Raw genomic sequence first — 11,279 nt, forward strand, 5'->3', positions numbered from 1 at the left:
CCCTCCAGTGTGCCCCACCCTCCTAAAAAGTGGGGCCGATGTGGAAGGATTTCGCGTACCACTACCCTGGCCTACTACCGCAATGAAGACCCGGATGTCTACCTGTTCTTGGACCTGGGCCGTCAGGTGTACGAGCAGCAGCTGGAGCGTCAGCAGGCGCAGCTTGAGGCGCGCCGCCGGAGCTGAGCCAAGGGCACGGAACTGGGGCGTGAGGAGTTTGTAAGTTACGCCATGTTTTGATATGCATGTTCAGACACCAGGCCCCCCTAGTACGGCGTCGTTCGCTACACCTGGTGTTTGACGGACCAGAATTCAGTCCAAAAGGAGCCACCATGACTGGAAGTAAACAGGAACAACTGCAAGCCATCATTTCTGATCTGCGTAGCGCCATTCCCGACCTGCGGGGTGCCATGATCGCCACCGTGGACGGTCTGCCCATTGCGCAGCTGTTCACCGACAACACCGACGGCAACCGTGTGGCCGCCATGGCCGCCACCGCCCTGGGTCTGGGCAAGCGCATCAACGACACCCTGGGTACGGGCGACCTGAGCGAGATGAGCGTGGCGGGCCTGGACGGACAGGTGTACATCTACGCCGCTGGCCGCAAAGGCGTGCTGGCCGTGGTGGCCCCCAGCGGCATGAACGTCGGCCTGCTGAACATGGAAGCCCGTGACGCCGCTAGCCGCGTCACCACCGTCCTCTAACTGCGCCCCTCGCCACTTTAGGAGAAATACATGACCCAACTTGAACGCAGCAGCTGGCACGTCAAGGACACCGCAGTTGCCAGTGAACTGATTGAACTGCTGGGATTGTCCGATGCTGAAAAAGCTTCTTTGAAGGCCCTGCACGGCAAAGCGCAGGAACTGGGCCCCCAGATGACCCAGGAGTTCTATGACCGCATCCTGTCGCAGGAGAACACTGCCCAGTACATGGAAGGTGCTGACGTAGAACGCCTGCGCGTCTCGGTGAGCGACTGGTTCAGCGACCTGTTTGCCGGAGACTACGGCACCGACTACGCCCAGAAGCGCATTGTGATCGGCAAGATTCATGTCAAGATCGGTCTGCCGGTACGCTACCCACTGGCCATGCTGGACGTGGTTCAGAAGTACGGCGAACTGGTCACTGAAGGTCAGAGCGAAGATGTCAAGCAGGCCTTCCGTAAAGTGCTGGCCCTGGATATCGCCATCTTTAACCAGGCCTACGAAGACAACCAGCTGCACCACCTCAGCGAGCTGATGGGCAATGAGCGCCTGGCACGCCGCCTGCTCCAGGGCGACCTGTAAACCACCCTGCCATCAGGAAGAAAAATGAAGGGAGCCCCCGCGAAGAGTGGGGGCTCCTTTTTTGCTGTCCGGTGTTCTGCTGCCCGGCCACTGGCCTCAGGGCATCGGGAAGCCGCCAGCGAACTCGTGGACTTCGGCTTTGACATCCTCACCCTTCAGGGCGCGGTCAATCAGCTCGGCCACTTTGGGCATGTGCTCCTCGGTCATGCCGCGTGTGGTAACAGCGGGCGTGCCGATGCGGATGCCGCCACCGTGCAGGATTTTCTCGGTGTCGTAGGGGAGGGTGGATTTAGAAATGGTGATGTGGTTCGCGTCCAGGGCCCGCGTGGCTTTGGTGCCGTTCAGGTTCTGTGGGCGCAGGTCCACCAGGAACATGTGGTTGTCGGTGCCGCCGGTCACGATGCGGTAGCCCCGCTCCTCCAGGGCGGCAGCCAGCGCCTGCGCGTTCTTGATGATCTGCGCGGAGTACTCCTTGAACGCAGGCTGAAGCGCTTCGCCAAAGGCTACCGCCTTGCCGGCGATGACGTGTTCCAGCGGCCCGCCCTGATGACCGGGGAAGATGGCGCGGTCAATCTTGGCCCCCAGTTCTGGGTCATTGGACAGCAGCAGGCCCGAGCGGGGGCCGCGCAGGGTCTTGTGGGTGGTGGTCGCCACGATGTGGGCGTGCGGTACTGGATTGGGGTGCAGACCAGCGGCCACCAGACCGGCGATGTGCGCGATGTCAGCGAACAGATAAGCGCCCACTTCGTCGGCGATGGCGCGGAACGCTGCAAAGTCAATCTGGCGGCTGTAGGCGCTGGCCCCGGCAATGATCATCTTGGGCCGGTGCTCCAGGGCCAGGGCGCGGACGCTCTCCATATCCAGGCGCTCGGTGGCTTCGTCTACCTTGTATCCCACGATGTTAAAGCGTTTGCCGCTGAAGTTCACCGGGCTGCCGTGTGTCAGGTGCCCACCGTGGCTGAGGTCCATGCCCATCACGGTGTCGCCTTCTTCCAGCAGCGCAGCGTACACGGCGATGTTGGCGCTGGACCCCGAGTGCGGCTGCACGTTGGCCCAGGCTGCCCCGAACAGTTCGCAGGCGCGGTCTATCGCCAGCTGCTCAATCTGGTCAATCACTTCGCAGCCGCCGTACCAGCGCTTGCCGGGGTAGCCCTCGGCGTACTTGTTGGTGGCAATGCTGCCCACCGCTTCACGTACGGCAGACGACGTAAAGTTCTCGGAGGCAATCAGCTCTAGCCCCAGGCGTTGGCGCTCGGCTTCCTGCTCCAGCAGGTCGAAGACGGTCTGGTCCTTGTGCTGTAGTGGCGTGGTCATTTGTCTTACGCTAGCACCTGCTCTGTCAGAGTGGCGGCTACAGGTCAGGCATGTCTCCTCTGATGAGACAGAACCAGTCAGGGTATGGATTGCCTCGCAGTGCTTAGGCGGGCGGCATGGCGGCTGTCAGGTGCTGCTCAAGCCACAGCGTCAGCGCCTCGGCGGAGGCGCGGTTCGTCGCCAGGGGGATGTCATGTACATCGCACAGCCGCAATAGCGCCGATACATCGGGTTCATGTGGCTGGGCCGTCAGCGGGTCACGAAAAAAGAACACTGCCAGCACGTTGCCCTCGGCAATTCGGGCCCCGATCTGCTGGTCGCCCCCCAGCGGCCCGCTGAGCATCCGCTCGACCTCTAGGCCCGTTGCCTGCATGACGCGGCCTCCAGTGGTGCCGGTGGCAATCAGGGCGAACTGGTGCAGCAGCCTGCGGTGACTCTCCGCAAACTGCACCAATTCGTCTTTGCGGGCGTCGTGGGCAATCAGCGCCACCTGATGACGGGTGCTCATGCTTTCTATCTTGCCGCTTGGCCGGTACCGGCAGGACTGAGGACTCAGCTTGGCGTCTGCAAGGACTGGCGCAGTTCATTCAGCTCACTGGGCGTCGCCAAAACGAGCAGGCTGTCGCCCGCTTGCAGCTCGGTGGGGCCTTTGGGAACCAGATACTCGCCCTGGCGGTGGACCAGCATAATCAGCGCTTCTTCGGGGAGGGGCAGGTCCATGATCATGGCACCGTCAGCCGGGCTACCACGGCCCACTTCGACCTCCACCATGTCATTTTTGCCGTGGCCTGTGGGCGTGAAGGTGATGGGGTGGCTCGATGGCTCCACAAAGGGCTCACGCACGCCCAGCAGCTGGGCCACCTGGGGCAGCGTGGTGCCCTGGAGCAACACACTGGTCAGCACCATAAAAAAGACCAAGTTGAATAGGCTCTGCGCGTGGGGTACACCGGCCAGCAGCGGAAAGGTCGCCAGCACGATAGGCACCGCGCCGCGCAGACCCACCCAGGCCACCATGCTGATGTCGCGCACAGGCATTCTGAAGGGCAGCAGTGAAGCGAACACCGCTAGGGGCCGCGCTACGAAGACCAGCACCAGCGCCGCCAACATGGCCGCTCCCGCTGTGGGCAGCAGCTCGTGCGGGTTGACCAGCAGCCCCAGCGTGAGGAACATCAGCACCTGCATCAGCCAGGACAGGCCGTCATGAAACGAGATCAGGCTGCGCTTGTGAATAAAGGTGGCGTTGCCGATGATGACCCCGGCAATGTAGACCGCCAGAAAGCCGCTGCCGCCCGCAACTGCCGTGCCGCCGAAAATCATCAGGGCAATGGCGATGGTCAGCACGGGATAGAGGCCCTCGAACTGAAGCGGCAGTCGCCGCAGCGCCCGCAGGCCGAGCCGCCCCAGGACAAAGCCCAGCACCGCACCAATCAGCATCTGCTTGACGAACAGTGGCACGATGCCTGCCACGCCCAGTTCGGGCTGCTCAATCAGGGTCAAGATGCCCACGGTCAGGAACACGGCCATCGGGTCGTTGCCGCCGGACTCGAACTCCAGCAGCGGCGCGATGTCGCCGGTCAGGGCCAGCCGCCGTTCCTTGAGCACCGAAAACACGGCGCTGGCGTCGGTGGAGCTGACGATGGCCCCCAGCAGCCAGGCAATCGGCCACGGCATCTCGAGCACGTAATGGCCGAAGGTCGCCATGACCCCAGCAGTCAGCAGCACGCCCAGGGTGGCCAGGACCAGGCCGCGGGAGACCACTGGCCGTGTCTCCTGCCAGTCGGTGCTCAGGCCGCCCTGAAACAGGATGAAACACAGGGCGACGGTGCCCAAGCCCTGTGCCAGCGCATAGTTGCTGAACTCGATACCCAGGCCGTCGGTGCCCGCCAGCATCCCCACGCCCAGAAACAGCAGCAGCCCAGGAACGCCCAGCCGTCCCCCGACCCGGCCCACCACCAGACTGACCAGCAGCATCAGGCCAGTGATCAGCAGCAGCAGTTCAAAGTTCAGCGTCACTGTGGCAGTGTAGCGTCCGCGTCTGCGCTGTTGGCCAGGGAAATGGTGTGGTGTCAGGCGTCCCGGTCCGCACGGGTGCCCGATTCTTGGCTACGTTTAGCGGCCTGTGGGCACCGGGCGGATGGGGTCGGCAATCAGGGCCATGCCTCCTGGTCCGCCGATGGCCGTGGTGACCGTACCGGTCTTTTGCACGTTGACATCTCGGTAGCCCCAGCTGGACAGCTGCTCTCCCAGCATGTTCACCTGCTGCTCTCCTCCAGGGCTGTACAGATAGGTCAGCCGCAGGGGATAGGGCTGCTGCACGGCGAACTGCGACAGCGCTTCGCTGATCTGCTGGACCCCTGCCCGGTGCCCACGGGCGCGTCCTGCGGCCACAACCTGGGCGTGTTCATACTTGAGCAGTGGCTTGATGCCGAACAAGTTGCCGATAAAGGCAGAAACCCCGCTGATGCGCCCGCTCATCCTCAGATAGTCGAGGGTATCCACCATGAAGTAGACGAAATGGTGCTGCTGCATATAGGCGAGGTCGGCGACGATTTCTGCGCGGCTGAGGCCCCGGTCTGCCAGCTCCGCGGCCCGCAGTGCCTGATAGCCCAGGGCGTAGGTGCCCACGCCGCCGTCCACCTGATGCACCCGGTCACCAAACAGGGTGCTGGCCTGCTTGGCTTCGGCAAAGGACTGAGACAAGCCCGCAGGCATGTGGATGCTGATGACCTCATCGGCGTCTTTGAGGGCGTTTTGATAAGCCAAGGTCCAGTCATGCTGGTTGGGCGAACTGGTGATCGGAAGTTTCCGGGAGCGCCTGACACGCTCAATCAACTCCTCTGAAGTGAGCTGGTCGCTTTTCAGCCGCTCTGCGCCGAAATTGACATACGACGGCACCACTGTGATGCCATGGCGCTGCGCGGTAGCGGCGCCGATATCCCCCCCTGCGTCTGTCAGAATTCTGATCATGAAGCGGACTATAGGAAAGGGGGTTTTGCCAGAGTCGTACAAGGCAGAAGGCAAATTTCTCATGAAGTCCTTGCAGTGGACCGCCCCAGCCGCTAGCCTAAGCCCATGACCCCAGGCCGGACGTTACTTTCGCCATTTATTGGAAACCGGGACATGTAGTTGCCGGCCAAAGGCGCTGCATTTCCCCGCTGACGTAGAGGCTGGCGGGGAAATTTTTTGTTGCCCCAGTCATCCAGTCCCTGACAAAGCCACCCACATCAAGCCACCTGCAAAGCCACCAAGCCAGAACCCCAACGGGGACTATCCAACGAGGACATGAAGGAGAAAAACCATGCAGCAAGAAGCTCTACAGGAAATTACCGCCGCCGATACGCTAGAGGCACTTCAGGCAGTCAAGACCAAGTACGTGGGCAAAAAGGGCCTGATCACCCAGCAGCTGGGGGGCCTGGGTCAGCTGCCGCCCGAGGAACGCAAGGCACGCGGCGCAGAGATCAATGTGGTGCGCCAGGCAATTCAGGCTGCGCTGGACGAAAAGGAAGGGACGCTCAAGCGGGCCGCGCTGGACGCCAAATTGCGTAGCGAAGCGGTGGACGTCACATTGCCGGGCCTGGGGCTCCCCAGCGGTGGGCTGCATCCCATCACCCGCGTCTATGACGACCTGATCGGTATTTACCGCCAGATGGGCTACGCGGTGGTGGAAGGCCCTGAAGTCGAAGAAGAACACTACAACTTTGAGGCGCTCAATGTGCCGTGGTATCACCCCGCCCGCGACCTGCAAGACACCTTCTGGCTGGAAGACGGACGGCTGCTGCGCACCCACACCTCCCCGATGCAGATTCGCTACATGGTGGACCACGAGCCACCGCTCAAGATCGTGGTACGCGGCAAGGTGTACCGCTACGAGGCCACCGACGCCACACACGAGAGCATGTTCCACCAACTGGAAGGCCTGGTGGTGGGCGAGGGCATCAGCATGGCCGACCTCAAGGGCACCATCGCCGAGATGGCACGCGGCCTGTACGGTCCCAGTGCCAAGGTGCGCTTTCAGCCCAGCTATTACCCCTTTGTGGAACCTGGGGCCGACTTTGCTGTGTACTGGGACAACCCACGCGGCGAGAGCAAATGGCTGGAGCTGGGTGGCTGCGGCATGGTCCACCCCAACGTCTTTAAGGCCGTGGACGACCTGCGCGAGCAAGCAGGCAAGGACCGCATCTATGAAGGCATGACCGGCTTTGCCTTCGGCCTGGGGCCGGAGCGGATTGCCATGCTGAAGTACGGCATTCCCGACATCCGCTACTTCTACGCCAATGACCCCAAGGTGATGGGGCAGTTCCGGGGTGAGCTGGGGTGAGTGACATTCACTCCCACGTCTTCGTCTATGGCACGCTGAAGCCGGGGCACCGCAATGCCGCTTGGGCTTCGGCGGTGGCCCAGCCGCAGGCCCAGCCCGCCTCAATCGGCAGTGCGGAGCTGCATCACCTGGGCCGCTATCCGGGTCTGGTCTTTGCCGAGACCGGGGAGCAGGTACAGGGCTACCTGTACACCTACCCGCCCGCGCAGCTGGACGCCGTGCTGGCAAAAATGGATGAGCTGGAGGGCTATCGCGGCCCGCAGCACCCCGAAAACCTGTACACCCGCGAACTGCGCGAAGTGACGCTGGTGGACGGCACCGCCTGCATGGCCTGGGTATACGTGTATGCCCAGCCGCTGCCGCCGGAATCGCTGATTGAGGATGGACGGTGGCGCGATGACCTGCCCGTTCCACAAGGAGAATCTGCATGAGACAACGTGCCGCAGCGCTCATCTACAGCGAGAACCGAATCCTGCTGATCCTGCGCCGCAAGGACGGCAGAGCGTACGCCACCCTGCCCGGCGGCGGGATTGAGGCGGGCGAAACCCCAGCCCAGGGCTGCGCCCGTGAAGTACTGGAAGAAGTCAACCTGACCGTGGAAGTGGGCCAGCAGGTGCTGGAGCTGGACAACCTTGACAACCACGAGCACTACTTCCTGTGCGCGGTGCAGGGCGGAGAAATGCGCCTGGGCGACGGCCCCGAAGGCATCCGGAATAGTGAGGCCAACGCTTACGACCCGCAGTGGGTGGACCTGGATCAGCTGGACGCGGTGAACCTGGTTCCTGAGGTGCTGCGTGGCCTGGTCTGCGAGCATGCTCCCCACGATTTCACCGACGCGCAAGCTGCCACTGTACACACCGCTGGCCCACAAACGAACGACGAGGTAAACCAATGAACATTCCCTATTCCTGGCTCAAAGAACTGATTCCCGCCCTGCCCCCCGTCTCCGAACTGGAGCCGGTGTTCGCCAATATGGGGCTGCCGCTTGAGGGCGTAGAAGATGCGCCCAGCGTGCCCGCAGGCGTCATTTTGGTCGAGGTCCTGAGCGCTGAACCCATCCCAGAGACCAAACTGACCAAAATTACTTTTGACGCTGGCCCCGAGCACGGCCAGCACACCATCGCCAGCGGCGCACCCAATGCGGTGGGTCTGGCAGCGGGGACCATGCTGGCCCTGGTCACGCCCGGCACCGAACTCGGCGGCATGACCTACGGCGTCCGTGAGATGCATGGCGTGGAAAGCTGGGGCATGGCGGCCAGCGAAAAGGAACTGGGTATCGGTGAGCAAAATGCTGGCGTGATGCTGATTCGCGCCGGTGAGGCCCCCGCCGGGACACCCCTGCGCGACCTGTGGCCCGAAGACACCGTGTTAGACGTGGAAGTGACGCCCAACCGCGCCGACGTGCTGAGTGCCCTGGGGCTGGCCCGTGACCTGGCGGCGTTCCTGGGGCTGGAACTGCGTGAGCCGCCCGCCGGCCCCGCTGCGGCGGGCGCAGGCGAAATCGCCGTGTCGCTGCCACCCAAAGGGCTGGTGCTGGAACGGGACACCACTGGCACTTACCGCGATGGCTGCGACCACTTTGTCGCGCGCACGGTGGCGGGCCTTCAGAACGGCCCCAGCCCGCTGTGGATGCAGCGCCGCTTGACCCTGAGCGGCATGCGCCCCCGCGACCTGATTGTGGACGCCAGCAACTACGTGATGCTGGAACTGGGCCAGCCCACGGCCATGTATGACCGCGCCGAGGTGCAGGGCGACCAGATTCTGGTGAGCTTTGGGCTGCGGCAGGGTGAAGAAGTCCGCGACCTGCTGGGCGGTACGCACACGGTGGGTCAGGAAGACCTGCTGATTCTGGATGGCCGTGACCGGGGCATTTCCAGCGTGGCTGCGGCCTTCGGCTCGGCGGGCCAACCCAAGGAAGGTCAGGGTGTGCTGGGTATCGCAGGCATCGTGGGTGGTGAGCACGGCCACGTAACGGCGCAGACCAGCAGCGTGGTCATCGAGGCCGCGCACTTTGACCCGGTGCTGCTGCGGCGCACAGCTTCACGCCTGGGCCTCAAGACCGACGCCGTGTACCGCTTCGAGCGTGGCGTGGACCCGCTGCTCCCGCCCCGCGCCGCTGACCGTCTGGTGGGCCTGCTGGCCGAGGCGGGCGGGCAGCCGCACCCCGGCGCAACGGTGGTGGGCGACCCCAGCCCCAGCATCCCTGGCCCTATCGAAACCACTGGCGACCAAATCCGCACCCTGTTGGGTATGCACATTGACACTGCCGAGATGCGCGGCATTCTGACCCGGCTGGGCTGCGCGGTGTCGGGCGAGGGCGACGCGCTCACGGTGAAGCCACCGTCCTGGCGGGTGGACCTGCACATCTGGCAGGACCTGGCCGAAGAAGTGGCCCGCCTGCACGGCTATACCGAGCTGCCCGAAAGCTTGCCCACCCTGCGGGTACACAGCAGCAACGTGGGGGCCTCGCAGGCGAGCGAACGCCGCGACGCCCTCCGCCGGACCCTGAGCGGCCTGGGCTTTCAGGAGACGGTGACCTACACCTTTACCAGCAATGAGGAAGCGGGCAAGGCCCGAACGGAAGTGCCGGGCGTGAGGCTACAAAATCCCATGACGGCGGACCGCACCAGCCTGCGGACCGCCCTGTATCCCTCGCTGCTTAAGGCGGCGGGCAACTACGGCAAGGGCGAGCGCGCACTGTTGTTCGAGATCGGGCGGATTTTCCCGGCAGGCGGCGAAACCGAGCGCCTCGGCCTGCTGATGCGCGGCGACCTCGCGGCCCGCACCTATCAGGACGGCGTGCAGGGTGGCTTCAGCGTCTTCAAGGGCCTGGTGCAGAGCTTCGCGGCGGCCAGCGGAGCCAGCTTCGAGCTGCGCCAACTGCGCGGCGACGAGGTCCCAGCGGCCCTGCACCCAGGCATTGCCGGCGAGGTGCTGTGGAACGGTCAGCCTGCCGGTTGGCTAGGCGCCCTGCACCCCGAAATTGCCGCTGACTTCGGGCTGAAGGGCGACACCTTCCTGGCCGAGTTGAGCCTGCCGCTGCCCGCTGGCGAGTGGGCTTTCCGCGACCCCAGCCGCGCCCCAGCCGCGCTGCGCGACCTGGCAGTGATTGCGCCCGCTGATGTCAGCTACGGCGAAATCGTCGGCGTCCTGAAGGGCGCAGGCGGCGAACTGCTCGAACAGGTCGAACCGTTCGACGTGTACACCGGCGAGCAGGTGGGCGCGGGCAACCGCTCGGTGGCCGTGCGCCTGACCTACCGGGGAGCCAAGACCCTGACCGAAGAAGACATTGACCCCGTGTTCAACGCCCAGATTGACGCGGTGAAGGCGCAGGGCTGGGCGGTGAGGCAGAAAGCGGAAGGCTGAGGGCGGATGGCCGAAAGAGGGGGCTGGAAGGGCGACACACCCGACCCGCCCCCTCTCTGTTTTGCCCGCTGCTCAGGCTGGGGTCGCTGCGTGGGCCTGCAAATACGCCAAAGCCGCCGCTTCCGACTCCTCAATCGCCATTTCCACCGCTCGCTTGGCCGTTTCGAGGAGTTGGCTAGAGGTTCGTTTTGCCTCAAAGCTGTCCACCACTGCTTGCCTGATTTGGTCTTGGGTTTCCTTGGGCGCGTCCCAGATGATGAACTCTGCAATATCGGCAGGGTAAAGCTCAATCTGGCCTGATGAGCCACGCAAGCGCTGGTCTACCTGCATCTGTCCCAAGCGGCTATTGAGGAAAACCGAAAGATAAACAGGGTCTATTGCTTCAAGCTTTGGCCGTAGCACGGTCACATGATTGTCGGGCAGCGCGTCCGGCTCGTGGAAGTAAGGGGCGGCTCGCCCTATTGTCCCTACACCAGTGCCGTTGATAACGACATCGCCATTTTGGATAGTCACCCCCGTACTTTCCTCCCCAAAACGGTTGTCGTCGGTAATGTTGACCTGACCTCCCATCACATGCTTGGAGTTGACGACGGGCATACCGAACTCGGCGTAAATGGGCTGTTTTCCGCGCTCGTTGCGGCTGAGCAAGTCGCCCAGTCTTGCCGCCCTACCCGTTGCCTCTAGACGTTCGGCAAGGTCGGCGTATTTGCTTTGGAAAAACTGTGCATCCAACCGCCCCGCCCCGAAAACTTCGCTGGCAGAGCGCTCATACGTCAAGGCTTCGGGCGGCTGCCACTGCTCCAGCCCAAGCGCCGAAAGGAGCAAGGCTTCGGCTTTGAGGGCAGCGTTCACTGAAGTTCTACGTTGGGTCAGCGCAGCCTGCACGGTTTTAGCTACAGCGACTTGGAACTCATCACCTAGCTGAGGTATCGCTGACTACCCCTCAAAACGTGGGACAAGCCGTGCCAGACGGCTCCAATTTTCAGGGCTTGGGTGGC

11 protein-coding genes and 1 pseudogene are annotated in these 11,279 nt (G+C 63.4%); 7 read left to right on the forward strand and 5 right to left on the reverse strand.

Annotation, left to right across the window (positions count from 1 at the left end; genetic code table 11):
* The 3 genes and pseudogenes from IE158_RS12610 to IE158_RS12620 all read left to right on the forward strand — a co-directional run.
* Positions 1–186: pseudogene (locus IE158_RS12610) on the forward strand (hypothetical protein); the annotation flags it as partial.
* Between the two features lie 146 nt (positions 187–332).
* Positions 333–704, forward strand: coding sequence for a roadblock/LC7 domain-containing protein (locus IE158_RS12615; RefSeq protein ID WP_189644068.1), 372 nt, complete (start codon positions 333–335; stop codon positions 702–704).
* 30 nt (positions 705–734) lie between these two features.
* On the forward strand, positions 735–1,283 hold the full coding sequence (locus tag IE158_RS12620) for a protoglobin domain-containing protein (RefSeq protein ID WP_189644069.1): 549 nt from the start codon (positions 735–737) through the stop codon (positions 1,281–1,283).
* Positions 1,284–1,379: 96 nt separating this feature from the next.
* On the opposite strand, the gene glyA is transcribed toward IE158_RS12620, so the two are convergent.
* The 4 genes from glyA to IE158_RS12640 all read right to left on the reverse strand — a co-directional run bounded on the left by glyA (position 1,380) and on the right by IE158_RS12640 (position 5,564).
* Positions 1,380–2,597, reverse strand: coding sequence for a serine hydroxymethyltransferase (gene glyA / locus IE158_RS12625; protein WP_189644070.1), 1,218 nt, complete (start codon positions 2,595–2,597; stop codon positions 1,380–1,382).
* A 103-nt stretch (positions 2,598–2,700) separates the two neighbouring features.
* Positions 2,701–3,105: a methylglyoxal synthase gene (gene mgsA, locus IE158_RS12630; RefSeq protein ID WP_189644071.1), complete on the reverse strand. Its 405-nt coding sequence runs from the start codon at positions 3,103–3,105 to the stop codon at positions 2,701–2,703.
* 44 nt (positions 3,106–3,149) lie between these two features.
* On the reverse strand, positions 3,150–4,604 hold the full coding sequence (locus IE158_RS12635; RefSeq protein ID WP_189644078.1) for a potassium/proton antiporter: 1,455 nt from the start codon (positions 4,602–4,604) through the stop codon (positions 3,150–3,152).
* Between the two features lie 102 nt (positions 4,605–4,706).
* Positions 4,707–5,564: a DegV family protein gene (locus tag IE158_RS12640; protein ID WP_189644072.1), complete on the reverse strand. Its 858-nt coding sequence runs from the start codon at positions 5,562–5,564 to the stop codon at positions 4,707–4,709.
* A gap of 331 nt (positions 5,565–5,895) precedes the next feature.
* Here IE158_RS12640 and pheS point away from each other — a divergent pair, with 331 nt between their 5' ends.
* From pheS to IE158_RS12660, 4 genes are read left to right on the forward strand one after another with little or no spacing between them, the layout of a single operon-like run.
* Positions 5,896–6,915, forward strand: a complete 1,020-nt coding sequence (gene pheS, locus IE158_RS12645) for a phenylalanine--tRNA ligase subunit alpha (protein WP_189644073.1) — start codon at positions 5,896–5,898, stop codon at positions 6,913–6,915.
* Positions 6,912–7,346: a gamma-glutamylcyclotransferase family protein gene (locus tag IE158_RS12650; protein WP_189644074.1), complete on the forward strand. Its 435-nt coding sequence runs from the start codon at positions 6,912–6,914 to the stop codon at positions 7,344–7,346. The genes pheS and IE158_RS12650 overlap by 4 nt, the downstream gene beginning before the upstream one ends.
* Positions 7,343–7,810 carry an NUDIX hydrolase gene (locus IE158_RS12655; protein WP_189644075.1) on the forward strand — a complete coding sequence of 156 codons (468 nt, stop codon included), beginning with the start codon at positions 7,343–7,345 and terminating at the stop codon, positions 7,808–7,810. The genes IE158_RS12650 and IE158_RS12655 overlap by 4 nt, the downstream gene beginning before the upstream one ends.
* Positions 7,807–10,281: a phenylalanine--tRNA ligase subunit beta gene (locus tag IE158_RS12660; RefSeq protein ID WP_189644076.1), complete on the forward strand. Its 2,475-nt coding sequence runs from the start codon at positions 7,807–7,809 to the stop codon at positions 10,279–10,281. Before IE158_RS12655 ends, IE158_RS12660 begins: the two co-directional genes overlap by 4 nt.
* Positions 10,282–10,353: 72 nt before the next feature.
* Here the strand turns inward: IE158_RS12660 and IE158_RS12665 are convergent, their stop codons facing one another.
* Entirely contained in the window at positions 10,354–11,133 is a 780-nt protein-coding gene (locus IE158_RS12665; protein WP_189644077.1) for a restriction endonuclease subunit S domain-containing protein, read from the reverse strand.
* Between the last annotated feature and the right edge of the window lie 146 nt (positions 11,134–11,279).

Source organism: Deinococcus piscis (assembly GCF_014653275.1).
GTDB lineage: Bacteria > Deinococcota > Deinococci > Deinococcales > Deinococcaceae > Deinococcus > Deinococcus piscis.